Raw genomic sequence first — 25,167 nt, forward strand, 5'->3', positions numbered from 1 at the left:
CCCATGACCCGCGCAGTCACCCGACCCGACCTGTCCGGACAGAGAGGAGGCGTGCTGGCCTGGGCAGTGCTCGACTTCATCAAGACCCTGCCCGGCCCGGACGCGGCCATCGGCCCGATTTCCCACGCGCCGCAGAGCTGGCGCTCTCCTCAGGGGATGTGCTTCGCCGGGTGGACCGCCGAGCTGGCCGGTGGAACCTGGTGCACCGAAACCGGCAACTGGCTCAACGACTACCTGGTCGCACGCCCCGACGATCCGCCGCTGTCCACGCACCTGGCCCGCCTTCTGCCTGTAATGGGCAAACGGCTTACGTCCATTGTCCGCTGGCAATTGACGATCATGGATGTGGACGAGACCCAAGGGGCGCGGCCTGTCCCGGACGCACAGCAGCCGATACGTATCATCCACGCGTCCAAACGCGCGGCGCACGCGCTCGAACTCAACACGGACGACCCCCTGCACCATCCCTTGTTCGCCTGCTTCACCACGACAGAGAGCCTGGAATACCAGCTTGAAGGCCTGTACGGCCCCCGCACTGGCGGCACCTAACGGGACAGGTTCCGGTAGGCGCGGACCGACAGCGGCGCGAACACCGCCGTGATCACCAGCGGCCAGGCCAGCGCCAGTTCGACCGCGTGCGCCGCCGCCCACGTGTCGTTGGCCCAGCCCGGGTTGCCGAACAGCTCCCGGGTCGCCGCCGCCGTCGACGACAGCGGGTTCCAGTCGGCGATCACGCCCAGCCAGCCCGGCATCGTCTCCGGTGAGGTGATCGCGCTGGACAGGAAGCCGATCGGCCACACCAGGATCTGGATCGCCATCACGGCCTCCGGGTTGCGGATCTTCAGCCCGAGCCAGATGCCCATCCAGAGCAGCGAGAAGCGCAGCCACAGCAGCAGCCCGACCGCCGCCAGGGCGTCGCCGAACCCGTTGTGCGCGCTCCAGCCGACGGCCAGCCCGCAGACGATCAGCACCGCCAGCGACAGCACCGAGGTCAGCATGTCGGCCGCCGCCCGCCCCGACACCACCGCGGATGAGGCCATCGGCAGTGAGCGGAACCGGTCGGTGACGCCCTTGGTGACGTCGTTGCCGATCGCCGTGAACGTGCCCTCCAGGCCGAAGACCATGGTCAGGGCGAACATGCCCGGCATGAGGAACTCGCGGTAGCCCCCGCCGGGGACCTCGATCCCCCCGCCCAGCAGGTAGGCGAACAGCAGCACGATCATGACGGGGAACAGCAGCCCGGCGATGAGCGTGCCGGGGCGGCTGGTCCAGTGGGTGACCTCCCGCCGAGTGACGGTCCATCCGTCGGCGAAGGCCCAGGTCAGACGGTTCATGCGTGACTCCTCGTCGAGGGGGAGGCGGAAGCGGATGAGGAGCGCCGGATGCGGCGGGAGGCGGGGGCGGCGGGCGGTGCCGGCCACGCGAAGCCGTAACGGAGAAGAAGGAATGTCACGCGGCGGCCTTGGTCAGGTGGAGGAACACCTCGTCGAGGGTGGGGCGGCGGATCGCGATGTCGTCGGCGGTGATCCCGGCCTTCTGCAGGTCCTGGACGACCGTCGTCAGGGTCGCCATGCGGTCGGGGGCGGGTGCGCTGACGCGCCGGGTGTCGGGGTCGGTCTCGGCGTCGGGGCCCAGCAGTGCGGCCGCGGTCGGCAGGTCGGCGGGGTCGTGGACGACGATCTCCACGCGGTCTCCCCCGACGATCTTCTTCAGTTCTTCGGGGCTTCCTTCGGCGACCTGGCGGCCCTCGTTGACGACGCTGACGCGGTGGGCGAGCTGGTCGGCCTCCTCGAGATACTGCGTGGTCAGCAGCACCGTGGTGCCCCGGGCGACCAGGTCGCGGACCGCCGCCCACACCTCGGCCCGGCCGCGCGGGTCCAGGCCGGTGGTCGGCTCGTCGAGGAACAGCACCGGCGGCGACAGGATCAGCCCCGCCGCCAGGTCGAGACGGCGGCGCATGCCGCCCGAATAGTCCTTCACCGGCTTCTTGCCGGTGTCGGCCAGGCCGAACTGGTCGAGGAGTTCCCCGGCGCGGGCCTTGGCGGTGCGCAGGTGGGACAGGCGGCCGAACATCTCCAGGTTGGCCCGGCCCGACAGGGCCTCGTCGAGGGCGGCGTGCTGGCCGACCAGGCCGATGTGGCGGCGGACCGCGCCGCCGTCGCGGAGCACGTCGAACCCCGCCACGCGGGCGGTGCCGGCGTCGGGGCGCAGCAGGGTGGTCAGCACCCGGACCGCCGTGGTCTTGCCGGCCCCGTTGGGGCCGAGCAGGCCGTGGACCGTCCCCTGCGGGACGGCCAGGTCGAACCCGTCGAGGGCGGCCCGCGCGCCGTAACGCTTGACGAGCCCGTGCGCCTCTATCGTGTACGTCATGCCGTACAGCGTACCGTACGCCGTACGGATAAGTGACGTGAGTACGCTGAGCGCCATCATGACCACGGAATACATCGGACGAGGCGACCCGGCCCGCACGCTGGCGCTGCTGTGGCGCGACCCGTCCCGCGCCAGGGAACGCGCCCCCCGCAAAGGCCGCACCGACCTGACCGCCGACCGCGTCATCGCCGCCGCGATCGAGGTCGCCGACGCCGAGGGCCTGGCCGCGCTGTCGATGCGCAAGGTCGCCGACCACCTGGGCGTCGGCACGATGTCGCTCTACACCCACGTCCCGGGCAAGGCCGAACTGCTCGACGTCATGCTCGACACCGTCTACAAGGAACCGTGGACCTCCGCCGAGACGCCGGAGGGCTGGCGGGCCCGCGTCGAGCTGATCGCCCGCGACAACCTGGCGATGTACCGCCGCCACCCGTGGATCCTCCAGGTCGCCGTCAGCCGCCCCCCGCTCGGCCCCGGCACGCTGGGCAAATACGAACACGAGCTGTCCGCCCTCGACGGCATCGGGCTGACCGACCTGGAGATGGACAACGTCCTGACCCTGCTGGCCGCCTACGTCCACGGCGCCGCCCGGGGCGTGATCGAGGCCGAACGCGCCGCCCACGAGACCGGCATGACCGACGAACAGTGGTGGAAGGCCCACGAGCCGTTCCTCGCCGCCGTCGGCGACTTCTCCGGCTACCCCCTCGCGGGCCGCGTGGGCACCGCGAGCGGCGAGACCTACAACGCCGCCGGCGACCCGGCCGGCGCCTTCGAATTCGGCCTGGCCCGCCTCCTCGACGGCATCGCCGTGCTCATCGAGGGCCGCCGGGGGCGATCACCGGAGGCACCCGCACGGCCAGCATGACCAGGTCGTCGACGTTGCCCTCCGGGCCCGCCGCCTCGTCGAGCAGGGCGCCCAGCGGCCGTCCGGCGTGCCCGGCCAGGGCCGCGATGAGACGGTCGGTCGCGATGTCGGTGTCGGTGCCGGGGGTCTCGATCAGGCCGTCGGTGAACATGATCAGCAGCGTGCCGGGGGTCAGCAGGCGGCGCGACTCGGTGCGGGCGGCCTGGCCCTCGGGCAGCAGGGTCGGGAAGAACATCAGGTCGTGGGTGGTGAGCTCCTCGGCCCGGCCGCCCGGGTGGAACAGGATCGGCGGCGGATGGCCGGCGTTGGTCCAGACGAGCTCCCAGCCGTCGGCGCCCGGGATCAGATGGCCGTGCACCAGGCTGCCGGTGGCCTGCGGCAACACCAGACGGCACGCGTGTTCCAGCGCCGCCAGCGACTTGGCCGGGCCCCCTCCGGCGAAGTCGGAGTCGGCCTGGCGCAGCATGCTGCGGACCTGGCCCATCAGCGCGGCGGCGGCCATGTCGTGGCCGGTGATGTCACCCACCGTGACGGCCAGGGCGCGCGGCCTCATCGGGTCACGCCGGTCGGGGAGCTCCAGGAAGTAGGCGTCGTACCAGTCGCCGCCGACCAGGTCGGCCGTCCGCGCCGGGCGGTAGAGCGCGGCCACCTCCAGGCCGGGGACCTCGGGCAGGTCGGTCAGCATCGCCCGCTGCAGCCGCTGGGCGACGGTGACCCGCTGCTGGAGCAGCTGGGTGCGCTCGACCGCGCGGGCGGTGTAACCGGCCACCGCGACCAGGATCTCCCGCTCCTGCGCGTCGATCGCGTGGGGCCGGTCCCAGCCCAGGACCAGCACCCCGACCGGGCCCGCCACCCCGGGCAGCGGCAGGCACACCGCCGACGCCAGGCTCAGGGCGTCGAACGCCGACAGGGCGGCGTCGTCGTAGTCGTCGCGCAGCAGGTCGGCGGTGACCTCGATCACCTGCCGGCGCTGGTAGCAGTCGAAGGTGGGCCAGCCGGGGCCGATGTCGTATTGGCGGGCGAAGGTCTCCACGGTGCGGGGGATCTCGTCGTCGATGATCCGGCGCAGCCGCCGGTCTTCGGCCAGGACCAGGCCGACGTAGACCGGTTTCAGGTCGGTGGCCAGCAGGTCGCGGACCCGGCGGCGGATGTCGACCAGGTTGGTGGTGTCGGCCAGGTCTTCGGCCACGCGCAGCAGCAGCGCCACCCGCCACAGGGCGCTGTCGAGCCGCCCCGCCTCGTCGTGCCCGTCCCGCGCCACCTGCCGACTCCTTTCCCGATCATCCTCCCCTACCCGGAATCGGGCTCAGGTCGCCACGCCCATGGCATGGCCGATGGTCGAGGGTTGGTCGATCATCGCGAGCATGGCCGCCGCCACGTCGGCGCGCGAGATCGTCAGGCCGCGGGGCAGGTTCCGGTCGGGGGCGGTGCGGTAGCGGCCGGTTCCGGGCTTGTCGGTCAGGCGGGGCGGGCGGACCGCCGTCCAGTCGAGGCCGCTCTCGCGCAGGACGTCTTCGGCGGCCGACAGATCGGCGTACACGGTCGGCAGGACCCGCTTGATGATCGGGGTCAGCAGGTAGCGGGTGATCGGTCCCTCGCCCGGGTCGTGCTTGGGGGCGTCGGGGTTGCCCGGAGTGGGGATGGTCGAGACGGGGGCGGCGCTGACGATGATGATCCGGCGGGCGTGGGCGGCGTGCATGGCCGCGGCGATCACGCGGGTGGCGGCCGTGACCACCCCCCGGTCGTGCTTGGGGGAGCGCGGGCCGATGCCCGACAGCACGGCGTCGGCGCCCTCGCAGGCCAGGATCAGCTCCTTCTTGTCGGGGGCGATGCGCAGGTCGGCGACCATGACGTGGTGCGGCTCCAGCGACAGGCGGCCGGCGTCGCGCACGACCACGGTGACCTCGTGGCCGGCCTGCATGGCCAGCCGCAGGCACTCGCTGCCGATTCCGCCGGTGGCGCCGAATATCGTGATCTTCACGGGTTCCTCCGAAACGCGAATAGTATGAGAGTCGTATTATATGGTTTCCATACCTTCCATCCAGGATGCGCTACGCGCGTTGACCGCCCAGGTCTCGCTGCTCAACCAGCAGGTCGGCGGGCGGCTCGACCTGCGCCCGGTCGACCGCGACTGCCTCTACCTCATCGCCCGGCACGGCCCGATGACCCCCTCGGCGCTGGCCAGGATGACCGGCCTGCACCCCGCGACGATGACCGGCGTGCTCGACCGGCTGGAGAAGGGCGGCTGGATCGCCCGCGAACGCGACCCCCGCGACCGGCGCGCGGTGCTCATCCGGCCGCTCCATGACCGCGTCCCCGAGATCGTCTCCCTGTACGCCCCCATGACCCACTCCATCGACGCCATCTGTGACGGCTACTCCCCCGAGGAGCGCGCGCTCATCCACGACTTCCTCACCAAAGTCACCGATGCCGCATTCATGGCGAAAGAATCCCTATGACTCCCTATCAAAGGGAGTGATACGGTGTCTTCATGGACATCTTCGTTTCCCCCGACGCCGGGCGCGCCCTCCTGGCCCGCTACAGCGACCTGCTGGACACCTGGCCGGTCCCGGCCGAGCGGCTGACCGTGCCGACCACGCTCGGCGACACCTTCGTGGTGGCGTCCGGGCCGCCCAACGCGCCGCCCGTGATCCTCGTGCACGGCGCGATGGCCAACTCCCTCACCTGGTTCGGCGACATCGCCGCCTGGTCGGAGTGCCACCGCGTCTACGCGGTCGACATCCCCGGCGAGCCCGGCCTGTCGGCCCCCAACCGGCCGCCGATGGGCGACTATCCGGGCTGGCTCGGCGAGGTCATGACCGGCCTCGGCATCGAGGCGGCCACGCTGGTCGGGCTGTCGCTGGGCGGCTGGATCTCCACGGGACTGGCCGTCCGCGACCCTCACCGGGTCGAGAGGCTCGTGCTGATCTGCCCGGCCGGCATCGGGAAGGTCCGGCGCGGGATCCTGCTGCTGGCGCTGCTCCTGCTGGCGGTCGGGCAGCGCGACCGGTCGCAGCGGCTCATCCTGGGCGCCGACCTGAAGGGAACGGGGTGGTTCGGCGAGTTCTTCGACCTGATCAACCGCGACTTCAAGCCCCGCCGCTCCGACCTGCCGATCTACGGCGACGCCGAGCTGGCCCGGCTGACGATGCCGCTGCTGGTCATCGCGGGCGACCGCGACGCCCTGATCAACGGTCCCCAGACCATCCGGCGCTTCCGCGCGAACGTGCCGAAGGCCGACGCCCGGCTGCTGCCCGGCGTCGGCCACCTGGTCACCGGGCAGACGGCCACCATCGGGGAGTTCCTGAACTCCTGACCAGATCGGTGTGTCCAGCGGCCACGACCACCAGCAGGGGCACGGCCGCCCACCACCAGCCCGACCCGATCTCCGACCAGGTGCCCACCCCGGTGGCCAGCAGCGGCGCGGCCCCCGCCAGCGCCACCGCCCTGCCCTCAGCGCGCCGCACCGCCCACCCGGCAGCGGCCAGTGCCAGCAGCAGAGCGGCCAGCGCTTCCCCCGCCAGGCCACCCGGCGCCACCTCCGGCACGTCGGCCAGCCACCATGCCAGCGCCCACGTCACGACCGCCACCACGGCGGCCATCAGCGTGCGCGTCCACTGCCGCACCCAGCGCGGCACCGGCGTGGCGGCGGTCGACGCGGCCATACCGTCGACCAGCGCGAACGCCGTCGCGGCGGCGAGCACCGCCCCCGCCAGCCGCAGCACCGCGACGGCGAACTCGGCGGGGATCAGCCAGGCCCCGACGAGCACGAGCGGGACCGTGACGGCCAGCGGCGCCCAGTCGATCGCCCTGGCCAGCGGGATCAGCAGCGCCCTCATCGGGTGACCGGTTCCGGGCAGGGGTGGGCCGAGGTCACCGGGTCGATGCCCAGCAGCGGTCCGGCTTCGACGGTCGTGGTGGCCGGGTCGGTCAGCGTGGCCCAGTGCGCCCTGATCCGGTCACCCGCGGCGGAGTCGCGGAGCAGGGCGCGGGCGTTGGCCAGGTCGGCGCCGTCGTAGACGGTCCCGTTCAGTCGTCCGATCACGTCGCGGGCGTTGCCGCTGTCCGACATCGGAATCTTCGACCAGCCTTCGGAGGGCGCGGGGGCACGCGGGTCCCACACCGTCGGGGCCGACTGGTCGTGCGGTACCACCAGGCCGGTCAGCCACAGTGCCACGACCGTCTGCGACCGGCCGCACGCCCGCGCGGAGTCGAGCCCCGCCACGCTCACGGCGACCTCACCGGCGAGGGCGCGCTCGCTCACCCCCGTCAGCCAGACCTGCGGCAGCGCTCCGTGGGAGTCCTGGCTCAGCTCCGGAACCCGGGCCAGTGCCTCCGGCGGCACGGCCGAGGTGATCGGGCGCAGCGCCGCCGCCCACCGCTCGACCCACGGCTCATATCCGGTACGCGGGCAGTAGGTCAGCCCCTCTGCTTTCTGGCAGGGCACCGGCGGGGGTTTGGGCAGGTGGTCGGCCTGGGCGATCACCGGGACCGCGACCGCCAGCGACACGGCGGCCACGCCCACCGGGATCAGACGGAGGCCGTGCCGGAGCAGCGCGACCGCGCCGAGGGCGACCGCGACCAGGGCCAGATAGGGCAGGTGGGCCGCCGACGGGCGCGGGCCGAGGGTCACGTCGTGCAGGGGGACCCACGGCAGGGCCCAGCCGCCGTATTCGCCCGCGCCGTTGACGAAGATCAGCGCCAGGAACGCGAAGATCACCAGCACGGGCGTGAACGGCCACGGGATCCAGCGGGCCAGCGCCGCGCCCAGCGTCGCGGCGAACGCCGCCAGGGCCAGGCCGTTCAGGGCCTCCCAGCCGTCGAGGTATCCGGCGGCGGGGGCGCGGAGCAGGCCGTACACAACCAAGGGAACGATCACCGCGGCGGCGGCGAGCATGCCGACGAGCGGCGCGGCGAACAGGACCGCACGGGTGCGGGACGGCGCGCGGCCGGGCAGCGCTTCCAAGGTCTCCGGGAAGCGCCGGTCGCGTGCGGCGGCGAGGTTGGCGACGACCAGCACGGCCCCCGCGACCAGCGACGACGCGGTCACCGCGTGCAGAGTGACGTAGGTCAGGTCGGGCCACCACTGCGCGGCCTGCAGCCCCTCCAGGGCGATCGCGGCGACCACGGCGGCCCAGATCAACGGGTTGCGGAGCATCCGGCGCAGCTCGAACACGGTGAGCGTCACGCGGTCACCTGCTCCCGGCCGAGCAGCAGCAGATAGCCGTCCTCGACGCCGGGCTCGCCCGGCACCGCCCCGGGCGGCGGGGAGCCGAGGGTCCGGTAGCGGCCGTCGGGGGTGCGCCAGAACGTCCCCTCCGGCGGGGCCGTCGTCAGCCACACCTGCCCGGCCGCCACCCCCGCGAGCTCTCCGGGGGTGCCCTCGAACACCACCGAGCCGGACTTCATCACCACGACGCGTTCGCACAGGGTCGCGACGTCCTCGGTCTGGTGGGTCGACAGCAGGACGGTCCGGGTCGCGCCCAGTTTCGACAGCAGCGCCCGGAACCGCATCCGCTGCTCCGGATCGAGCCCCACGGTCGGCTCGTCGAGGATGATCAGGCCGGGGTCGCCCAGCAGGGCCTGGGCCAGGGCCAGCCGCTGGCGCATGCCACCCGACAGTTTGCGCACCTTCGTGCGGGCGCGGTAGGCCAGGTCGACCTCGGCCAGCACCCGCCGCACCTCGTCGTGGCGGGCCCGCCGGTCGTCGAGCTCCTTCAGGATCGCGACGTACTCCACCAGCTCGAACGCAGTGAAGTGGGGATACACGCCCGGGTTCTGCGGCAGGTAGCCGAGCCGGCGGCGGATCGCCGTGCGCTGCTCGCGGTCGGCCGGGTCGAGCCCGAACGCCCGGATGCCGCCCCCGTCGGGTGCCAGCGTGGTCGCCAGGATCCTGATCAGGGTGGTCTTCCCGGCCCCGTTGGGGCCGAGCAGCCCGGTCACGCCCGTGCCGAGCGACAGTGACACGCCGTCGAGGGCGGTCCGGCGGCCGAACCGCCGGGTGAGGTCGTGGACGGTCAGAGTCGGTTCCATCGTCGTGCCCCCAGATAGATGAACGGAAGAAGGGCCAGCGCGTAGACGGCCTGGGCGGGCGGCCCGAACACGGCCTCTCGCGCCGACAGCACCGCCACCAGCCACCCGGCGGCCAGCAGCGCCGAGGCGCGGTGCGGCGCGATCCACGTGCCCAGAGCGAGCGCGGCCCCCGCCAACGCCAGCGCGGGGAGCAGCCAGGCCGCGGTGAAGCCCGGCAGCGCCGGGGTCGCCGCCCCGGTGATCACGACCGCCGCCACCAAGACGGTCAGCGCGCGCAGCAGCAGAACCCGGGTGCGCCTGATCGGGGCGGCGCCGGTGAGTTCGTACAGGGGATCGACACGCGCGCCGTAGGCGGCGGCGATGCCGAGCAGCGGCAGCACCGGCGCCACCGCCAGGAAGACGATCATCGACCGGTCGGCGGTGTGCGCGGCGAACACCGCGAACCCGAGCGCCGCCGCGACCGCCAGCAGCCACGAGCGGGTCAGTCCGGGAGTCGCCGACAGCAGCACCGCGACGTGCTCCCGCACCCCGAGAGCGGTGAGGAACCGGGTCAGCGGGCGCGGCCGGGGCCGGTCGACGATGTCGGCGATCGCCGCCCAGCTCGCCTCCAGCCACGGTTCGTCGGCGGGGAAGGCGACCTGGCAGGCGGGGCACGACTCCACGTGGGCCTCGACCGACATGGCCGTCGGCTCCGGCAGGTCCCCGCTCAGGTAGGCCGCCCGCAGATCGTCGGGCACATGCCAGCCGTTCATGTCAGCAGCTCCCTGAGCTGGGCCTTGGCCCGCATCACGCGGGTCTTCACGGTGCCTTCGGGGATTCTGAGAAGGTGCGCGGCCTCTTTCACGGTCAGGCCGTCGAGGATCGTGGCCTGGATGGCCGCCCGCAGTTCGGGTGAGAGGCGGGCCAGGGCGGTCCCGAGGTCGCCGTGCTCGACGGCGCGCAGCACCACGTCCTCGGCCGATTCGGTCACCCCGGCCTCGGCGGTGACGGGCAGCGGTCGGCCGCGCAGCGCGCTGACCAGCTTGCGGATGGCGATCGTCCACAACCACGCCCCGGCCGCGCCCTCGGAGGGGCGGTAGCGGCCGGCGTCCCGCCACACCGCCACGAAGGTGTCCTGCACCGCCGTGACGACGAGATCGGGGTCGGCGCACCGGCGGGCCAGCCGGGCCCGGATCCACGGCGCGTGCCGGTGATGGAGGATGCGGAGCGCCTCGACCTGCCCGCCCGCCACGGCGGCCAGTAAGGCGTCGTCGCTGTCTGGGCTCATGTCTCCTCTATCGCGAGCAGAGGAGCGAACGGTTCCCTCAGACGGCGAAGCGGCCCCGGCGCCACTGCCAGTGACGGCCCGACTGAAGATGGTCGATGATCGCCCGTTGGAGCACGGTGCCGCGCGGCAGCCGGTCGAGCGGTGTGGTCAGGCTGCGGAAACCGAACCGCAGCATCTCGACGTCGGCGTCGATCCCCTCGGGCTCCTCATAGGGGTCGAGCTCGAACCTGCTCTGGAAGCGGACGATGTTGGAGTCCTCAGGCAGGTACTCCCGCAGTTGCGGGTCGAGCAGCCACGACCCGCAGGCGAACGCGGTGTACGTCTCACCGGGGAAGTGGCGCGGGAAGAACGCGCGGGCCCGGTTGAGCGAGGCGTCGATGGCAGCGGGGGTCATCGGGCCCGACTCGGGGATGTGCAGGTCGAGGCTGGTGCCGCCGCGGTGGAACTGGAGACGGCCCAGTTCGTAGATGGCGCCGCGGGCGTGCAGGGTCAGCCACGCCTGCATGACCGGCCAGCCCTCGCGGTTCATCCGCCGGTCGACGGCGAGGTTGCGGCCCAGGTCGGCCAGGCTCCGCCACGACACGTCGTCGGGCACGCCGTGGGCGCGGTGGTAGCGGGTGACGATGTCGAGCAGGGCCAGGTAGGCGTACACGTAGAGGTGCCGCCAGGCCGGGCCCCGGTCGCGCGGCAGTTCCGGGCCCGGGGGCAGCCACAGGTGGCCGCCGAGGTCGGCGCGGACCAGCGCGGTCGAACGGTCGAGCAGCCAGCGCAGCTCCGGCGTCCACAGCGGGGAGTCGGGGTCGGGCCAGCCCTCCAGGATCTCGGCGGCGTCATCCGGCCGCACCGCGAGACGGTCGAGGAGCGCGGGGGCGTCCTCTCTGGCGGGCGGCGGGGCCGACGGCAGGTCACCAGCGAGGCGGTGCACGCGGTCGACGTCTTCGACGGGCACCCCGAGGCGGGTGGCGATCTCGTCCAGATCCACGGACACGATGCTACGTGTGATCTGACAAATCAGGTGAAGACCGGCACCCAATCCCGCTACCTTCTTGATCGTGACCAAGCTCAACCAGATCCTCGCCGTGGAGAAGGGCGTCAAGTCCGACGTCCAGCGCAAGGTGACGGACGCCTACCATCTGATCCAGAAGGCGCCGCTGCTGTCCGGCATCTCCCGCACCTACCAGCCGATCGACGACGAGGGCGAGACGCTCCCTCCGGAGTCGACCCGCGTGCAGGTGCAGGCCGAGCAGGTGCTGAAGGACGTCGCGGTCACCCTCACCCGGCTCTTCGACGTCACCGCCACTAAGGACGTCGCCAACTGCACCGCGCGCGCCGACGTCGTCGTCGACGGCGACGCGCTGCTGCGCGACGTGCCGGTGACCTACCTGCTGTTCCTCGAGAAGCAGCTCACCGACCTGCACACCCTCATCGGCAAGCTCCCCACGCTCGACCCGTCGGAGACCTGGTCGCTCGACGGCAACACCGACACGTGGCGGACCGAGCCGGTGAAGACCACCCGGACCAAGAAGGTGCCGCGCAACCACGTGCTCGCCGAGGCGACCGAGAAGCACCCCGCCCAGGTGCAGGTCTTCACCGAGGACGTCGTGGTCGGCTACTGGACCCGCATCGTCTTCTCCGGCGCGCTGCCGCAGCGGCGCGTCAACGAACTGCTCGGCCGCCTGACCAAGCTCCAGGAGGCCGTGAAGTTCGCCCGCGAGGAGGCCAACGGCACCGAGATCACCGACCGGAAGATCGGTGAGGCCGTGTTCGGCTACCTGCTCGCGTAGGTGGCACCCCACAGACCCCCGCTCGCAAGAGCGGGGAGCGCGATGAGCGCAAGCTGAAACTGAAGCAGTAAGACTGAACAGCGGTGACAGCGCAGGTTCGACTCCTGCCCCTCGCACCCATCACGCGAGGGTGGCCCAACCCGGAAGAGGCAACCGTTCAATCTCAGGCTCTCGCTCCAGACTCAGCATCGCCGCCGGTCACCGGATCGACCGGCCACAGACGAAAGTCATCAGGTTGCGGGTTCAAATCCCGCCGGGTGCTCTCCCTGCGCCCGTGGCTCAACCGTAGAGCGGGTGACATGATCATGATCTGTGGCCTTAAAAGCCGCCGGTGACGCGATATGGCGGCATTACGGCCCCCAGGATTTAGGGCATTTCCTGGGGGCCACCGCCATTTCTCAGGGCCTCGATCCGCCGGGCGGTCTTGGCCCGCCAGACCGGGTCGACGTCGGGGCCCAGCCGGTCGTGACACGCGGTGAAGTGCCGCAACGCCAGTTCGGGATCGCCCTGGCGGTGGTGGATCTGGCCCAGGACGTAACTGGTCAGCGCCTCGCCCTGCACGTCGCCCGACCGCGCGAACATCTCCGCGCACTCCGCCAGCATGCGCAGCGCCTGGTCGTCGTGGCCGAGCGCGGCGGTCGCCTCGCCGAGCCGCCGCAGCGCCATCCGCTCCCCCTTGGGCCAGCCGATGGCGCGGCTGATGGCCAGGCTCTCGCGGTAGCAGGCGATGGCCCTCTCGGGGTGACCGGTGTCGAAGTGGCTGATGCCGAGCAGGCGCAGGATCCAGGCGCGGCGCAGCGGATGCTCCTCCCCCGCCGCCTGGAGCGCGGTGCGGCAGGTGGTGACGCCCTCGTCGTAGCGGGCCAGGTAGACCTCGGCGGCGGCGAGCACCGTCCAGGCCACCAGGCGCGGTTCCAGGTGTCCGGCCAGCAGACCCACGGCTCTTTCCGCTTCTGTACGTGCCGACTCCAGATCCCCCCGCTGGAACTGGCAGGTGGCCAGGCCGGCCAGCGCGCGACCGGCTTTCACGTGGTCGCGGCCGTCGAAGTGGTCGAGCAGGACGCGGAACTCCCTCTCGGCGACGGTGGTGCGGCGGCGGTCGACCTCGGCCTCGGCGCGGTGCAGCCGGGCGGTCATGTCATCGGGCCGGGCGTCGATCACGGCGTCCAGGGCGAGGCGGGCGTCGTCGTGCAGGCCGTACACGACCAGATGAGGAGCGGTCGCGGCGGCCAGGGCGGCGGCCTCGGCCGACAGGCCGCGCTCGGCGGCGGTCGTGACGGCGGCGGCGAGGATCTCGCGTTCGGCCAGGATCCACGTGCGGTCGGCCGCTCCGATCCGCTGGACGGCGGCCGTCACCAGGCGCCGCACGGCCGCCTGCGGGTAGGCCGCGACCTCGGCGGCGTAGCGCAGCAGCAGGCTGTGCATGCGATAACGGGTCTGACCCGCGGCGTCCCACTCTCCGGCGGTCACCAATCCGGCGGCGGTGAGCTCCTCCATGGCGAAGTCGACGGCCCGTTCCGGCTCACCCAGCAGCGCCGCGATCGACCAGGCGGCCAGGCCGTCGACCCCGAGGTGCCCGAACGCGCGGAACGCCCGCCTCGCCTCCTCCGACAGGGCGGCGTAACTCATCGAGAACGGGCTGCGGATCGACAGCCGCCCCCAGCGCAGCTCGTCGAGGTGCGCCCCGGTCAGCCGCCGCGCGAGCTCGGCCGCGGGCCAGGCCGGACGGGTCGTCAGCCGGGCGCCCGCGATCCGCAGCGCCAGGGGTAATCGCCCGCAGGCCCGTACGATCGCCTCGGCCGCCACCGCGTCGGCCGCCACCCGCGCGGCCCCCGCGACCTGCGCGAACAGGGCGTACGCATCGGCGGGCGGCAGGACGTCGAGCGGCACCGGCGTCGCCCCGGCCAGCAGGGGCAGCGGTCCCCGCGAGGTCACCACGACGGCCGAGCGCGCGGTACCGGGCAGCAGCGCCTGCACCTGGGCCTCGCTCCCGGCGTCGTCCAGGACCACCAGCACCGCCCGGTCGGCCAGTCGGGCCCGGTAGAGCGCGGCCCGCTCGTCGGCGGTCGGCGGCAGCGCCGCGCCGTCGACACCGAGGGGCCGGAGCAGCTCCGCCAGCAGCGCCGCCGGGTCACGCGGCGCGGCCGAGGCGCCGTCGAGACGGACGAAGAGCTGGCCGTCGGGGAAACGCGCCCGCAGGTCGTGGGCGACGCGCACGGCCAGCGTGCTCTTGCCGACCCCGGGCGGCCCCGACACGACCACGATCTGAGGCGCGCCCCCGGTCGTGCGCAGCGCCTCGGTGATGAGACCGGCCTCCCGGCGCCGCCCGACGAACCCCGCGATGTCCGGCGGCAGCAGGCACGGGCCCTTCCGCTTCTGCGGCTCGTCGAGGGAGCTGTCGAGCAGCGCGGCGTGCAGGCGGCGCAGCTCCGGGCCCGGCTCGACGCCCAGTTCGTCGACCAGCGCGGCACGCGCCCGCCGGTAGGTCTCCAGCGCCTCGGCCCGGCGGCCGGCGCCGTTGAGGGCGCGCATCAGCTGCAGCCACAGGCGCTCGCTCAGCGGAGCGGCCTCCACCAGCGTCTTGAGCTCGCCGACCAGGTCGCTGTGGTGACCGGCGCGTAATCGCAGGTCGATCCAGTCGAGCCGGGCGGCTGCGGCCTGCTCCTCCAGTTCGCTGACACGCGGCACCACGGCCGCGCCCAGCGCGACGTCCTCGGCCGGGCGCCCCCGCCACAGGCCGAAGGCGTGCCCGAACAGCCGGATCGCCTCGGCCGGATCGTCGCCGCTGCTCTGCCGGGCCCGCCTGACCGAGTCGGTGAAGGCCAGCAGGTCGAGACGGGCCGAGTCGAGCGGCAGCCGGTAGCCGCGCTCGTGTGTCTCGACCTCGATGTCCTCCTTGCGGAGCAGCGAGACGTAGCTCTGCAGGTTGGCCATGGCCGATGCGGGCGGTTCGTCCCAGACGCACATCATCAGACGGTGCTTGGACACGATCGCGCCCGGATGGAGTAGCAGTGCGCCCAAGACGGCCCGTGCCTTGGGCGGCAGACTGATCGGCTCCCCCGATCGCAGGGCACGTACCGGCCCCAGAATTCCGAAATCCACTCACGCCCCCGTGAGAAAACCCGAATATGGCTCCACTATAGAGAATCTGTGCTTATGCCAGGAATGATGCTTTTGGATGACTCTCTACATGGATGACGCATCCAGCCGCCCCCGCAATGCCTGCGCCAGCTCACCGGCCGAGGCGATCTGATCAGGGCTGAGCGCGTCGACGAACAGCTCACGGATAGCGCGCAGGTGCGGAACGGTGGCCCTCCCGAAGGCGGAGGCCCCCTCCTCCGTAAGGACGACCTCGGCTCCCCGGTTGTCCGAGGTGCAGTTCTCCCGCCGGATCAGTCCGCGCCTGTCCATGCGGCCCAAGTGGTGGGACAGGCGGCTGCGCTCCCAGCCGATTGTGGCGGCCAGGTCGGAGGAGCGCAGCCTGCCGCCGTCGGCCTCGCTCAGCGCGAGCAGGACGGCGTAGTCGCCGATCGACAGGGCCGAGTCGCGCTGGAGCCGCGCGGCCATCTCGGCCCGCAGCGCGTCGGTGGTCTCGATGAAGTCGCGCCAGATCCGCAGTTGCTCCCGATTCGGTAGCTGGGTCACCGCGTCGCCTCCGGAATATAATTGACATGTCAATCATTCTCCAGTGTATGACCGACCTCACCTTTGGGCTCGACACCTTCGGCGACGTGCCGCAGGACGACACCGGAGTCCCCGTTTCCCACGCCGCCGCGATCCGCCAGGTCCTCGACGAGGCCGTGCTCGCCGACGAACTCGGGGTCGACGTGATCGCCCTGGGAGAGCACCACCGGCCCGAATACTCGATCTCCTCGCCCGAGACCGTGCTGGCCGGCATCGCGACCCGCACCTCCCGCATCCGCCTGGCCTCCGGCGTGACGGTGCTGAGCTCCGACGACCCCGTGCGGGTGTTCCAGCGTTTCGCGACGGTCGACGCCCTGTCGAACGGCCGGGCCGAGGTGATCCTCGGGCGCGGCTCCTTCACCGAGTCGTTCCCGCTGTTCGGCTACGACCTGGCCGACTACGACGTGCTGTTCGAGGAGAAGATCGAGCTGTTCGCGGAGCTCCTGAAGGAGAAGCCGGTCACCTGGAAGGGCACCGTCCGCGCCCCGCTCGACAACGCCGACGTCTATCCCAAGACCGAGTCGGGCCGCCTCACCACCTGGGTCGGCGTCGGCGGCTCGCCCCAGTCGGTCATCCGCACCGCCCACTACGACCTGCCGCTGATGCTCGCCATCATCGGCGGCGCCCCCGACCGGTTCGCCTCCTACATCGACCTCTACAAGCGGGCCGCCGACCAGTTCGGCACCACCGCCCACCCGGTCGGCATGCACTCGCCCGGCTTCATCGCCGACACCGACGAGGAGGCCGCCGAGGGCTTCTGGCCCGGCTACAAGATCATGCGCGACCGCATCGGCGCCACCCGGGGCTGGCCGCCGATCCGCAGGTCGGAGTACGACGCGGAGATCGCCCACGGCTCCCTCTACATCGGCTCCCCCGAGACCGTCGCCCGCAAGATCGCGGGAGCCGTCGACCGCCTGGGCGTCGCCCGGTTCGACCTCATCTACAGCGTCGGCCCGCAGCCGGCCGGCGCCCGCCTCAAGGCCGTCGAACTGTACGGCTCCAAGGTCATCCCCATGGTCCGCGACCTGCTGAGCGAGCGGTCATGACGACCATCGGCATCCTCGGGGCGGGCAAGGTCGGCACCGTCCTGGCCCGGCTGGCGCTGGCGGCCGGATACCGCGTGCTCATCGCGGGCTCCGGCGACCCCGCACGGATCGCCCTCATCACCGAGGTCATCACCCCCGGCGCCGTGGCGGTCACCTCGGCCGAGGCGGCGGCCGGAGCCGACGTGGTGATCCTTGCGCTCCCTCTCGGCAAATACCGGACGATCCCGGCCGGGGCGCTGCGCGGCAAGCTCGTCGTCGACGCCATGAACTACTGGTGGGAGGTGGACGGCGTCCGCGACGACCTGGGCAACTCCAGCGAGATCGTCCAGGAGTTCCTGACCGGCGCGAGGGTCGTGAAGGGCTTCAACCACATGGGCTACCACGACCTGGAGGACGGCGCCCTCCCCGCCGGAGCCCCCGGACGCCGCGCGATCGCCGTCGCCGGTGACGACCCCGATGACGTGGCGGCCGTCGCCGGGCTCGTCGACGCGTTCGGCTTCGACCCCGTGCCCGCCGGGCCACTCGCCGAGGGCGTGCGCATGGAACCCGGGACCGCGGCCTTCGGCGCGAACGTCGAGGCGGACGAACTCCGCGCGATGCTGGCCGCATCGCCCGGAAATGTTCGCCATCATGAGAGACAACGGGAGGGGACAGGTTGACCCTGGGGGTTCCGGCCGCGGAAAGCACGGCCGACACGTTGAGTTATCCGCCGGGCGCGCTGGTGATCCTGACGGGTCTGCCGGGTGCCGGGAAGACCACGCTGCTGCGGCGGCTCTACGACCTGCGCGGCGACGAAGTGCGGCCGGTCGACCGCAACGGGCTGACCGTCATCGACAGCTACCAGTCGCGGCTGCGCTGGGCGGTCAAGCTGGCCTGGGCCCCCAAGCCGATGAGAACCGCCGTCGTGTGGTTCACCCACATGTCCCGCATCTCCCGGGCGATGCGCACTGGCCCGGTCATCGCCCACAACCGGGGGTGCGCGACCCTCATCCTGCACATCCTGTCGTGGCTGGCCGTCCGGCGCGGCACCCGGCTGCACCTGCTGCTGCTCGACACCCCGCCCGAGCTGGCGGTGGAGGGGCAGCAGACCCGCGGGCGGGTGGTGCCGAAGGCCGCCTTCGGCCGGCATCTCCGCAGGTGGGGGAAGCTTCTTGGCCGCGTACAGGCAGGAGACCCCGCGCCCGCCCTCACGGCACACGTGATCACGCGGGCGGGGGCCGACCGGCTCAGGCAGGTGCGGTTCGACCGTTGACGATCTCCAGGTAGTGGCGGTTGTACATGATGCCCAGCACGTTGCCGAAGGGGTCGGTGACCGCCGCGGTGACGAAGCCGTCGCCGCGCTCGGTCACCGGCATCAGGACGACGGCCCCCAGTTCCACCAGCCGGTCGAGGGTCTTCTCCACATCGGACACCGCCCAGTGCACGACCGCGCCACCCGGGCCCTCGCCCAGGTCGCCGGGGGCGTAGCGGCGGTCGGCGATGCCCAGTTCGGTCTGGTAGTCGCCGATGCGGAACTCGATATAACCGGGGACCTCGAAGTAGGGCTCCATCCCGAGCAGCTCGGTGTACCAGCTCTTCGCCGCGGGCAGGTCAGCGGCCCAGAACATGATCGTGGCCGGTCCTCGAAGCATGCGCGTCTCCCTCAGCTGGATTTCCAGGCGTCCACGGTCGCCTCGGCGATCATCTCGACGCGGCGGCCGTACGCCTCGTGTCCGTCGGAGACGAAACTCCCATCGATGACGGGCAGCCCGCTGAAGGATTCTCGAAAACGCCCGGGGATGTTCGTCGGCAGAGGGTCGTACTTCTCGAACGGCGCCAGGTCGTAGCCCTGCCGCCGGTTCCGCTTCCTCTGATAGGCCGCGACCCGCACCACCGCGTCGATCCCCTGGTCGATCAGCAGTTGCAGCCAGCGGAACTGCACGTCGAGATACTTCTCGTGGACGTCGCCGGGATGCTGGAGCAGATAGGCGCACACGACCGGCGCGTGCCACGGCCACATGGCCGGGTCGCGCTGCTCCTCCGACAGGATCGCGTGGTAGTAGTCGGCGCACCCGCCCAGCGGGCCCGGAGCCGCCCCGCACTCACAGGTCATGGCCGGTCATGGTGTCACGATCACCCCGCTTCGCGCATGGGGAAAACCCTCCCGAACCTGTAGGGGCGGCACCGATGATCGGGCACCCCCGGTTTCCTAGCGTGATGGTCAGCAACGACCAACAGGAGGAACCATGCTGAAGAAATCGGGCGCGCTGCTGGCCGCCGCACTGTTAGCGCTTCCCGCCCTCGCGGCGCCCGCCTCGGCCAGAGCCGCGGTGACCGCCGGAACCTGCGCTCTGGGGACGGGCGGCCTCGCCACCTACACGGCCGCGCCCGGCATCGCCAACGACCTGACGATCACCCAGGTGGGTGACGGCATCCGGCTGGAGGACGAGGCCGGGACGATCACCGGCTGCGTCGCCGAGAGCCCGACCACCGTGGTCGCCCAGCTCGCCACCAGGATCAAGATCGTGGTCGGCGACGGGGACGACGTCGTCGTGGTGAACCTCCCGGCGCTGGGCAGGCCGGTGGCCGTCTTCGGCGGCGACGGTGACGACGAGCTGCGCGGCAGCGGCAACGCCGACGACCTGCGCGGCGGGAAGGGCGACGACACCCTGCGCGGCAACGGCGGCGACGACACCCTCCGGGGCGACGCGGGCGACGACGAACTGCGCGGCGGAGCAGGAAACGACGAGCTCAACGGCGGCGCGGGCGGCGACGACCTCAGCGGTGGAGCCGGGACCGACGAGCTCAACGGCGGCAGCGGCGACGACGAACTACGCGGAGACGCCGACGCCGACGAACTCAACGGGGGCACCGGCGCCGACGAACTGAACGGCGGCCCGGGAGATGACAGCTGCAACGGCGGCCCCGGCACCGACACCACGACGCGGTGCGAGTAGTCAGCCGACGGTGGCGGAACCCCGCGCGTAGAACGACCACGGGGTGCGGACCGGCGGGAAGTTGTATCGCCGCAGGTCGACGATGGTGAACCCGGCTCCCTCCACGGCTGTCACGATGTCCCGCGAGGTGTGGCAGCCACCCGCGAGAGGGGGCCAGACGGTGGCGTCGAGGGCGCGCTGGAAACGTACGAGACCAGCGGAATCGGCCCTTCCGTGCTCCAGGAACCTGATCTGACCCCCCGGCTTCAGCACCCGCCGGGCCTCGGCGAGGGCCGCGTCGATGTCCGGGACCGTGCACAGGACCAGGCAGAACACGACGGTGTCCACGCCGCCGTCGGGAGCGGGGAGCCTCCCCGCCGACGCGTCGCTCACCTCGACCGAGACGGGCGCCCTGGCCGCCGCCTCGGCGGCGAGGTTGCGTAACCTCGGCTCGGGCTCGACCGCCAGGACCCGGGTGACGGTCGGCGGATAGTGCGCGAAGTTGGCGCCGTCACCCGCCCCGACCTCGAGGACCTGCCCGGTGAGGCCCGCCAGCAGAGCGCGACGGTGGTCGGTCATGCCACGGCGGTCGAGGGTCTGCCGCATCCGGGGCCACATACGGGCGAAAATCGACGAGGTCACCCTTTCATCATGGCCTTGAGCCGGGCCGCCTGAGCGATCAGATAGTGGCGTTCCGGTTCGCTCGTGGTCCTGGCGGCGGCCGCGCGGTAGTGCGCGGCGGCGGCCTCGGTGTCGCCGAGCAGGTCGAGCAGATGGGCGCGGACGGCGTCGAGCCGATGATGACCCGGCAGCCGCTCCCCCAGCGGTCCGAGCAGGTCGAGCCCGGCCCGCGGCCCGTGCACCATCGCCATGGCGACGGCCCTGTTCAGGGTCACCATGGGATTGCCGGTCAGCCGTTCGAGCAGGCCATAGAGGCCGAGGATCTGCGGCCAGTCGGTGTCGGCCGCGCTCCCGGCGGTGTCGTGCAGCACGGCGATCGCCGCCTGCAACTGGTATTCACCGACGACGCCACCCGCCATCGCGGTCGCGGCGAGCCGCACCCCCTCGGCGATCGCCGCCCGGTCCCACCGTGAGCGATCCTGGTCGGCCAGCGGCACGAGCTCGCCCCGCTCCCCGGTACGCGCCGGCCGCCGCGCGTCGTTGAGCAGCATCAACGCCAGCAGCCCGGTGACCTCCCCCTCTTCGGGCAGCATGGCGTGCACGAGCCGGGTCAGCCGGATCGCCTCCCCCGACAGGTCGGCGCGATGAAGCTGGGTGCCGCCGCTGGTGGCGTACCCCTCGTTGAACAGCAGATACAGCACGTGCAGCACCGACCCCAGCCGCGCCCCGAACTCGCCGGGCGTGGGCATGCGCACCCCCGCACCCTTGATCTTCTGCTTGGCCCGGCTGATCCGCTGCGCCATCGTCGTCTCCGGCACCAGGAACGCCGCCGCGATCTCCGCCGTGGTCAGCCCCGCCACCGCACGCAACGTCAGCGCGATCGACGAAGCGGGCGTCAGCGCCGGATGACAGCACATGAACAGCAGCAACAGGGTGTCGTCGTGCTGCACCGGCTCGGCCCCCGGCACCTCATGCGACGCGACCGACTCCTCGCGCCGCCGCCGCGCCACCTCGCTCCGATACTGGTCGGTCAGCCGCCGCACCGCCGTCTGGATCAGCCACCCCCGCGGATTGTCCGGCAGCCCTTCGGCCGGCCAGTGCAGCGCGGCGGCCAGCAACGCCTCCTGCACCGCGTCCTCCGCGGCGTCGAAATCGCCGTAACTCCGCACGACCGCGCCGAGGACCTGCGGCGCCAGCTCACGCAGCAGGCCCTCGATCCGGTCAGAGGTCATCGCTGGAGAACCCGCCCATGACCTGCCGGACCTCGATCCGCTGCCGCAGCGGCACACCCCCCGGCCCCGGCGCCGCCGACACCAGCGCCGCGATCTCCACCGCCCGCGCGTCGTCCTCGACATCGACCATCTGGTAACCGGCCAGCACCTCCTTGACCTCGGTGAACGGCCCGTCGGTGACGACCCGGCCCTGGTCTCCGCCCGCCATGACAACCCTGGCCATCTCGGGCCCGGTCAGCGCCCTCACCTCGACGAGCTCGCCGTTCTCGATCAGGGCCTGGTTGAGTTTCCGCAGGTAGTCGAGGTGGGCGTGCATGTCGTCAGGGTCCCAGGTGGACATGGGGCCGACGCCGAGGTCGTCGTCGTATTTGGTCAGCAGCATGTACCTGGGCATTTCAGCTTTCCTTCCGGGACGCGAGCATGAGGTCTTCGACGGCTTTGGGGATCGTTGTTTCAAAGTCGAGGAGTTTGGCCCAGTCAGGTTCGATGGTGATGATGACCATCTGGTGGTACAGAGCCCGAACCCCGTGCTCCCACCCGTCGAAGTGCTCGACGGGAACCACCTTCCTGGACGCCTCGATGTACTCCTCGGGGACACCGTCGACCAGCTCCAGGCTTGCCGCTCCGCGGATGAGGAGCACCCTGGGGGGCCAGGCGTCTTGGGTGTCGATGGTGAGGGCGACCCTGGGATTCTGCCGCAACGCTCTGACCTTCGCCGATTTCGGGACGGTGGCCATGACGATGTGGCTGCCGGTCCACCAGAAGCCGATCGGGATGGCGCGGGGGTCGCCGTCGAGGGCGGTGTAGGCGAGGCGGGCGGGGATCGAGGATGCCAGCAGGTCTTTGGAGATGGGTTTGGTCAGTTCTTCTTCGACGTTCATGGGCGTCTTCCCTCCTTGGGGGCGCGTTCATGAGTCAGACGGAGCCGACCGGACGTTCTCGACATCGCCACCGGCATGGATTTCAAAAATTGTTGGAACTCGCCGCGCCCGGCTGCGACCGGCGGGTCGACTCTGGCCGCTGGCCTGGGTGATCAACTGCTCCGGCCCGTGACCACCCGGATGTCTTGCTCCACTCCAAAGGGCCATTCCATGCCATGACGGGCCACCTAGTTGTGGGCATGCCCATCCTGTCGAAGGCAGTCGGACGGGCCGCATCGCGGCGTCGACATCAAGGCAGGGACTGTCGTCTTGCTTGTCTTGGGGACAGCAGTAACCCAACGACGGCGGCACGCTTCAGCCGTCGGATCGCTTTGGTACCGAATCCGCCGCAGGGGCGACCAAAAGCTTGCCCGCCTGGCAGCCACATCGACGTCAGCGGTTTCCAGTGGTGGCCACTATCAAGAGGCGGAGCTGGCTAGGGATCTCCAAGAGAGTGGTTCAGATGTCGGCGGGCCGTACCGCAAGACGACACCAACGTCGCTGAAGGTGTCGCCGCAGAGGGATTGCCATCGCCACCACTTCCCGCGCTCAGGCGCCTGAGGGCTGGCGACATCGAAGGAATTGAGCGAGTGCGCTGTCCGTAGTCCGGCCTGACCAACTGGCCAAGTGCCACGGCGCGACCTTGTTCGCCTGTGTTGGAGCCAACCGCACCTGGGAAGACCTGCACAAAGTTGTTCTCAGATGCCGTCATGATCTCCACCTGAGCCCTCCTAGCCACCTTCGTCGAGAAGCGGTGCGGCTCGCCACCGCCGGAGGTGAAGCGACAAGACCGCCAATGCGCCGATGAAGTCTTCATACGCGGGCAGTCGCTGGCTTCGGGACTTTGAGGTCCTAACAGAATGACGCGCGGCCTTGGCGGCCCATCGATGTTGAGCGCCGACTCCGCAGGTGACGAACTGCGCAGCACCAGCGCCGGGACCAGCCAAGTTCATTTCGTCAACCGCTCTTACAGGCCCTAGCAAAGTGGCTCCGGTATCCAGCAACTCGCCGTTGCCGAGCGCGGCCGATGCAGGTGAACGCATCTCGCCGCACCGGCACCGGGTTCAGCTGGCTTCATTTGTTAGGAGCTCTTAGGTGGTTCCTGAGCGCCCGCTCGTAGCTCGGCCGCGACCGCCCTCTCCCGCAGGACCGCCGCTTCTGTACGTGCCGACTCCAGTTCCCCCCGAAGATCGCTCAACCGAGCCCGCTCCAGCGCGAGCTCCGCCCGAACCGTGGCCAGGGTCTCCTGCCCGGCCGCACGCTCGGCCCGAAGCTGCGCCACCTCACCCTGAGCCGCTTCCCCGCTGGCCTTCAACACCGCCCCCTCACTCTGGCTGACCTGCAGAGCAGCCGCCAGCGTCTCCCGCTCGGCCTGCGCCGCAGCCGCCGTCTGCTCCGCTTTCGTCAGCAGCCCCGTGAGCCGCGCGGCCTCCGTCTTCGCCTCGGCAGCCGCCGTAGCGGCCTCGGCCCGGGCGTGATCGGCCACCTCCGCCCGCGAGGTGGCCCGGTCGCGCTCGGATTCGGCCGCGTCGGCGCGGGCCGTCGCCGCCGCTGTCTCCTTCTCCGCACCGGCCAGCTCTTTCCGAGCCTCCTGTACGTCCTTCTGCGCCGCAGCCGCCTTCACCTCCGCCCGACGTGCCTTCTTCTCCGCCTCGGTAGCAGCCACACGAGCCGCCTGCGTCTCAGACTCGGCGTGGTCCCGCCGGGATTCAGCCTGCTCAGCCCGGCGCCGAGCCTCGTCAGCCGCCTGCTTGGCCACCCGCTCGGTCGCGGCAGCCTCCCGGAGGGCGGCCAAGGCCTGCTCCCGAGCGCTCTCGGCGTCGGCGAACGCGGTGTCCCGCTCGGCCTCCGCCTCCTCGGCCCGCCGCCGCGCCTGCTGAGCGCTGTCACGAGCCTCCTCGGTGGCGGCCCGCGCCATGCGTACCTGCTCGAAGGCCTGCTCCCGCTCCGCCCGCGCAACCGCGACCCGCGTGTGCGCCTCGGCCTGCACCGCGGAAAGCCGCGCCTCGACCCCAGCGGGCGACAGCTCGTCGGCGAGCACCTGCGCCAGCGGGGCGATCGCGGCGGACAGGCCTTTCTCCATGCGCTCGTAGAGCTCCTCGGCCCGGGCTAGCGATCCGTCGAGGCCGGGGGTGGCACGGCGCAGCTCCCGGGATTTTTTGGCGGCGGCCTGACAGTCGCTCTCGGGACAGTACTCCTTGGGGCGGCCCCGTCCCTGCCGTAGTTCCAGGGCCCTGCCGCAGTGCTTGCACGTCACGAAGATCACCCTAGCATTTTCGATTTTCTGGAAACAGAAAATCGAAAATAGGGATCCGTTGCGTCGGAAGGTTAGATGATCTTCCAACATAATCCTCGTTATGTTGATGGAAGCTCAATGTGACTCGAAGTATCCGAGTCGTCACTTGTCCTGGCCCAGTTGTTGAACGCGAA

General features: G+C 71.4%; 28 protein-coding genes. 9 read left to right on the forward strand and 19 right to left on the reverse strand.

All coding sequences use genetic code 11. The annotated features are described in order from the left end of the window. Window positions 1–3: 3 nt before the first annotated feature. The gene (locus tag ACYQ78_RS08385) at window positions 4–549 is read left to right on the forward strand and encodes a hypothetical protein (RefSeq protein ID WP_459800157.1); all 546 of its coding nucleotides are present in this window, start codon (window positions 4–6) and stop codon (window positions 547–549) included. Here the strand turns inward: ACYQ78_RS08385 and ACYQ78_RS08390 are convergent. Both ACYQ78_RS08390 and ACYQ78_RS08395 read right to left on the reverse strand, forming a co-directional pair. After that, a complete protein-coding gene (locus tag ACYQ78_RS08390) occupies window positions 546–1,334 on the reverse strand; it encodes an ABC transporter permease (protein WP_459800746.1) in 789 nt (262 codons plus the stop codon). The genes ACYQ78_RS08385 and ACYQ78_RS08390 overlap by 4 nt on opposite strands. Window positions 1,335–1,449: 115 nt before the next feature. Then, window positions 1,450–2,370 carry an ATP-binding cassette domain-containing protein gene (locus ACYQ78_RS08395; RefSeq protein ID WP_459800158.1) on the reverse strand — a complete coding sequence of 307 codons (921 nt, stop codon included), beginning with the start codon at window positions 2,368–2,370 and terminating at the stop codon, window positions 1,450–1,452. A 37-nt stretch (window positions 2,371–2,407) separates the two neighbouring features. Here ACYQ78_RS08395 and ACYQ78_RS08400 point away from each other — a divergent pair, with 37 nt between their 5' ends. Then, window positions 2,408–3,235 (forward strand): TetR/AcrR family transcriptional regulator, encoded by an 828-nt coding sequence (locus ACYQ78_RS08400; protein WP_459800159.1) that lies wholly within the window; start codon window positions 2,408–2,410, stop codon window positions 3,233–3,235. On the opposite strand, the gene ACYQ78_RS08405 is transcribed toward ACYQ78_RS08400, so the two are convergent. Both ACYQ78_RS08405 and ACYQ78_RS08410 read right to left on the reverse strand, forming a co-directional pair. Next, window positions 3,183–4,496 (reverse strand): PP2C family protein-serine/threonine phosphatase, encoded by a 1,314-nt coding sequence (locus ACYQ78_RS08405; protein ID WP_459800160.1) that lies wholly within the window; start codon window positions 4,494–4,496, stop codon window positions 3,183–3,185. The genes ACYQ78_RS08400 and ACYQ78_RS08405 overlap by 53 nt on opposite strands. A gap of 45 nt (window positions 4,497–4,541) precedes the next feature. Then, window positions 4,542–5,216: an NAD(P)-dependent oxidoreductase gene (locus ACYQ78_RS08410; protein WP_459800161.1), complete on the reverse strand. Its 675-nt coding sequence runs from the start codon at window positions 5,214–5,216 to the stop codon at window positions 4,542–4,544. 79 nt (window positions 5,217–5,295) lie between these two features. On the opposite strand from ACYQ78_RS08410, the gene ACYQ78_RS08415 reads away from it, so the two are divergent. Both ACYQ78_RS08415 and ACYQ78_RS08420 read left to right on the forward strand, forming a co-directional pair. Further along, on the forward strand, window positions 5,296–5,694 hold the full coding sequence (locus ACYQ78_RS08415; protein ID WP_459800162.1) for a MarR family transcriptional regulator: 399 nt from the start codon (window positions 5,296–5,298) through the stop codon (window positions 5,692–5,694). A gap of 32 nt (window positions 5,695–5,726) precedes the next feature. Next, a complete protein-coding gene (locus tag ACYQ78_RS08420) occupies window positions 5,727–6,551 on the forward strand; it encodes an alpha/beta fold hydrolase (RefSeq protein WP_459800163.1) in 825 nt (274 codons plus the stop codon). Here ACYQ78_RS08420 and ACYQ78_RS08425 read toward each other — a convergent pair. Genes ACYQ78_RS08425 through ACYQ78_RS08450 form a run of 6 tightly spaced genes read right to left on the reverse strand, consistent with a single transcriptional unit; the run spans window position 6,508 to window position 11,517 of the window. Continuing rightward, a complete protein-coding gene (locus ACYQ78_RS08425; protein WP_459800164.1) occupies window positions 6,508–7,074 on the reverse strand; it encodes a hypothetical protein in 567 nt (188 codons plus the stop codon). The genes ACYQ78_RS08420 and ACYQ78_RS08425 overlap by 44 nt on opposite strands. Beyond that, window positions 7,071–8,423, reverse strand: coding sequence for a hypothetical protein (locus ACYQ78_RS08430; RefSeq protein WP_459800165.1), 1,353 nt, complete (start codon window positions 8,421–8,423; stop codon window positions 7,071–7,073). The genes ACYQ78_RS08425 and ACYQ78_RS08430 overlap by 4 nt, the downstream gene beginning before the upstream one ends. Further along, the gene (locus ACYQ78_RS08435; RefSeq protein WP_459800166.1) at window positions 8,420–9,268 is read right to left on the reverse strand and encodes an ABC transporter ATP-binding protein; all 849 of its coding nucleotides are present in this window, start codon (window positions 9,266–9,268) and stop codon (window positions 8,420–8,422) included. Before ACYQ78_RS08435 ends, ACYQ78_RS08430 begins: the two co-directional genes overlap by 4 nt. Further along, on the reverse strand, window positions 9,253–10,020 hold the full coding sequence (locus tag ACYQ78_RS08440) for a zf-HC2 domain-containing protein (RefSeq protein ID WP_459800167.1): 768 nt from the start codon (window positions 10,018–10,020) through the stop codon (window positions 9,253–9,255). Before ACYQ78_RS08440 ends, ACYQ78_RS08435 begins: the two co-directional genes overlap by 16 nt. Beyond that, the gene (locus ACYQ78_RS08445) at window positions 10,017–10,535 is read right to left on the reverse strand and encodes an RNA polymerase sigma factor (RefSeq protein WP_459800168.1); all 519 of its coding nucleotides are present in this window, start codon (window positions 10,533–10,535) and stop codon (window positions 10,017–10,019) included. Before ACYQ78_RS08445 ends, ACYQ78_RS08440 begins: the two co-directional genes overlap by 4 nt. Before the next feature lie 37 nt (window positions 10,536–10,572). Then, a complete protein-coding gene (locus tag ACYQ78_RS08450; protein ID WP_459800169.1) occupies window positions 10,573–11,517 on the reverse strand; it encodes an acyltransferase domain-containing protein in 945 nt (314 codons plus the stop codon). Window positions 11,518–11,587: 70 nt separating this feature from the next. On the opposite strand from ACYQ78_RS08450, the gene ACYQ78_RS08455 reads away from it, so the two are divergent. Next, window positions 11,588–12,319, forward strand: coding sequence for a DUF7873 family protein (locus tag ACYQ78_RS08455; RefSeq protein WP_459800170.1), 732 nt, complete (start codon window positions 11,588–11,590; stop codon window positions 12,317–12,319). Window positions 12,320–12,685: 366 nt separating this feature from the next. On the opposite strand, the gene ACYQ78_RS08460 is transcribed toward ACYQ78_RS08455, so the two are convergent. After that, the gene (locus tag ACYQ78_RS08460) at window positions 12,686–15,421 is read right to left on the reverse strand and encodes an AfsR/SARP family transcriptional regulator (protein ID WP_459800171.1); all 2,736 of its coding nucleotides are present in this window, start codon (window positions 15,419–15,421) and stop codon (window positions 12,686–12,688) included. Window positions 15,422–15,505: 84 nt separating this feature from the next. Then, window positions 15,506–15,964 carry a MarR family winged helix-turn-helix transcriptional regulator gene (locus ACYQ78_RS08465; RefSeq protein ID WP_459800172.1) on the reverse strand — a complete coding sequence of 153 codons (459 nt, stop codon included), beginning with the start codon at window positions 15,962–15,964 and terminating at the stop codon, window positions 15,506–15,508. 47 nt (window positions 15,965–16,011) lie between these two features. On the opposite strand from ACYQ78_RS08465, the gene ACYQ78_RS08470 reads away from it, so the two are divergent. From ACYQ78_RS08470 to ACYQ78_RS08480, 3 genes are read left to right on the forward strand one after another with little or no spacing between them, the layout of a single operon-like run. Next, window positions 16,012–17,049, forward strand: coding sequence for an LLM class flavin-dependent oxidoreductase (locus tag ACYQ78_RS08470; RefSeq protein WP_459800173.1), 1,038 nt, complete (start codon window positions 16,012–16,014; stop codon window positions 17,047–17,049). Then, a complete protein-coding gene (locus ACYQ78_RS08475) occupies window positions 17,046–17,708 on the forward strand; it encodes an NADPH-dependent F420 reductase (RefSeq protein ID WP_459800174.1) in 663 nt (220 codons plus the stop codon). Before ACYQ78_RS08470 ends, ACYQ78_RS08475 begins: the two co-directional genes overlap by 4 nt. Further along, window positions 17,705–18,301: an AAA family ATPase gene (locus ACYQ78_RS08480; RefSeq protein ID WP_459800175.1), complete on the forward strand. Its 597-nt coding sequence runs from the start codon at window positions 17,705–17,707 to the stop codon at window positions 18,299–18,301. Before ACYQ78_RS08475 ends, ACYQ78_RS08480 begins: the two co-directional genes overlap by 4 nt. Here the strand turns inward: ACYQ78_RS08480 and ACYQ78_RS08485 are convergent. Together ACYQ78_RS08485 and ACYQ78_RS08490 are read right to left on the reverse strand one after the other, a co-directional pair. Then, complete coding sequence (locus ACYQ78_RS08485; RefSeq protein WP_459800176.1) at window positions 18,276–18,680, reverse strand: VOC family protein; 405 nt, start codon at window positions 18,678–18,680, stop codon at window positions 18,276–18,278. The two genes, ACYQ78_RS08480 and ACYQ78_RS08485, sit on opposite strands and share 26 nt — an antisense overlap. 11 nt (window positions 18,681–18,691) lie before the next feature. Beyond that, the gene (locus ACYQ78_RS08490) at window positions 18,692–19,141 is read right to left on the reverse strand and encodes a DUF5946 family protein (RefSeq protein ID WP_459800177.1); all 450 of its coding nucleotides are present in this window, start codon (window positions 19,139–19,141) and stop codon (window positions 18,692–18,694) included. A 133-nt stretch (window positions 19,142–19,274) separates the two neighbouring features. Between ACYQ78_RS08490 and ACYQ78_RS08495 the strand changes: the two genes are divergently transcribed. Then, window positions 19,275–19,985, forward strand: coding sequence for a calcium-binding protein (locus tag ACYQ78_RS08495; protein ID WP_459800178.1), 711 nt, complete (start codon window positions 19,275–19,277; stop codon window positions 19,983–19,985). Here the strand turns inward: ACYQ78_RS08495 and ACYQ78_RS08500 are convergent, their stop codons facing one another. The 5 genes from ACYQ78_RS08500 to ACYQ78_RS08520 all read right to left on the reverse strand — a co-directional run bounded on the left by ACYQ78_RS08500 (window position 19,986) and on the right by ACYQ78_RS08520 (window position 24,994). Beyond that, window positions 19,986–20,606, reverse strand: a complete 621-nt coding sequence (locus ACYQ78_RS08500; RefSeq protein WP_459800179.1) for a class I SAM-dependent methyltransferase — start codon at window positions 20,604–20,606, stop codon at window positions 19,986–19,988. It abuts the gene before it with no gap. Then, window positions 20,603–21,817: an RNA polymerase sigma factor gene (locus ACYQ78_RS08505; RefSeq protein ID WP_459800180.1), complete on the reverse strand. Its 1,215-nt coding sequence runs from the start codon at window positions 21,815–21,817 to the stop codon at window positions 20,603–20,605. The genes ACYQ78_RS08500 and ACYQ78_RS08505 overlap by 4 nt, the downstream gene beginning before the upstream one ends. Further along, on the reverse strand, window positions 21,807–22,211 hold the full coding sequence (locus ACYQ78_RS08510) for a YciI family protein (RefSeq protein WP_459800181.1): 405 nt from the start codon (window positions 22,209–22,211) through the stop codon (window positions 21,807–21,809). The genes ACYQ78_RS08505 and ACYQ78_RS08510 overlap by 11 nt, the downstream gene beginning before the upstream one ends. A 1-nt stretch (window position 22,212) precedes the next feature. Then, window positions 22,213–22,698 carry a pyridoxamine 5'-phosphate oxidase family protein gene (locus ACYQ78_RS08515; protein WP_459800182.1) on the reverse strand — a complete coding sequence of 162 codons (486 nt, stop codon included), beginning with the start codon at window positions 22,696–22,698 and terminating at the stop codon, window positions 22,213–22,215. Between the two features lie 1,120 nt (window positions 22,699–23,818). Further along, window positions 23,819–24,994 (reverse strand): hypothetical protein, encoded by a 1,176-nt coding sequence (locus tag ACYQ78_RS08520; RefSeq protein ID WP_459800183.1) that lies wholly within the window; start codon window positions 24,992–24,994, stop codon window positions 23,819–23,821. Window positions 24,995–25,167 lie beyond the last annotated feature (173 nt).

The organism is Herbidospora sp. RD11066 (genome assembly GCF_054661255.1).

Excerpts from the sequence above, each read along its gene's own strand:
- ACYQ78_RS08485 (WP_459800176.1), bottom strand. The coding sequence starts at position 18,680 with ATGCTTCGAGGACCGGCCACGATCATGTTCTGGGCCGCTGACCTGCCC.
- ACYQ78_RS08490 (WP_459800177.1), bottom strand. The coding sequence starts at position 19,141 with ATGACCTGTGAGTGCGGGGCGGCTCCGGGCCCGCTGGGCGGGTGCGCC.
- ACYQ78_RS08435 (WP_459800166.1), bottom strand. The coding sequence starts at position 9,268 with ATGGAACCGACTCTGACCGTCCACGACCTCACCCGGCGGTTCGGCCGC.
- ACYQ78_RS08505 (WP_459800180.1), bottom strand. The coding sequence starts at position 21,817 with ATGACCTCTGACCGGATCGAGGGCCTGCTGCGTGAGCTGGCGCCGCAG.
- ACYQ78_RS08395 (WP_459800158.1), bottom strand. The coding sequence starts at position 2,370 with ATGACGTACACGATAGAGGCGCACGGGCTCGTCAAGCGTTACGGCGCG.
- ACYQ78_RS08510 (WP_459800181.1), bottom strand. The coding sequence starts at position 22,211 with ATGCCCAGGTACATGCTGCTGACCAAATACGACGACGACCTCGGCGTC.
- ACYQ78_RS08445 (WP_459800168.1), bottom strand. The coding sequence starts at position 10,535 with ATGAGCCCAGACAGCGACGACGCCTTACTGGCCGCCGTGGCGGGCGGG.
- ACYQ78_RS08425 (WP_459800164.1), bottom strand. The coding sequence starts at position 7,074 with ATGAGGGCGCTGCTGATCCCGCTGGCCAGGGCGATCGACTGGGCGCCG.
- ACYQ78_RS08495 (WP_459800178.1), top strand. The coding sequence starts at position 19,275 with ATGCTGAAGAAATCGGGCGCGCTGCTGGCCGCCGCACTGTTAGCGCTT.
- ACYQ78_RS08385 (WP_459800157.1), top strand. The coding sequence starts at position 4 with ATGACCCGCGCAGTCACCCGACCCGACCTGTCCGGACAGAGAGGAGGC.
- ACYQ78_RS08470 (WP_459800173.1), top strand. The coding sequence starts at position 16,012 with ATGACCGACCTCACCTTTGGGCTCGACACCTTCGGCGACGTGCCGCAG.
- ACYQ78_RS08420 (WP_459800163.1), top strand. The coding sequence starts at position 5,727 with ATGGACATCTTCGTTTCCCCCGACGCCGGGCGCGCCCTCCTGGCCCGC.
- ACYQ78_RS08440 (WP_459800167.1), bottom strand. The coding sequence starts at position 10,020 with ATGAACGGCTGGCATGTGCCCGACGATCTGCGGGCGGCCTACCTGAGC.
- ACYQ78_RS08515 (WP_459800182.1), bottom strand. The coding sequence starts at position 22,698 with ATGAACGTCGAAGAAGAACTGACCAAACCCATCTCCAAAGACCTGCTG.
- ACYQ78_RS08475 (WP_459800174.1), top strand. The coding sequence starts at position 17,046 with ATGACGACCATCGGCATCCTCGGGGCGGGCAAGGTCGGCACCGTCCTG.
- ACYQ78_RS08390 (WP_459800746.1), bottom strand. The coding sequence starts at position 1,334 with ATGAACCGTCTGACCTGGGCCTTCGCCGACGGATGGACCGTCACTCGG.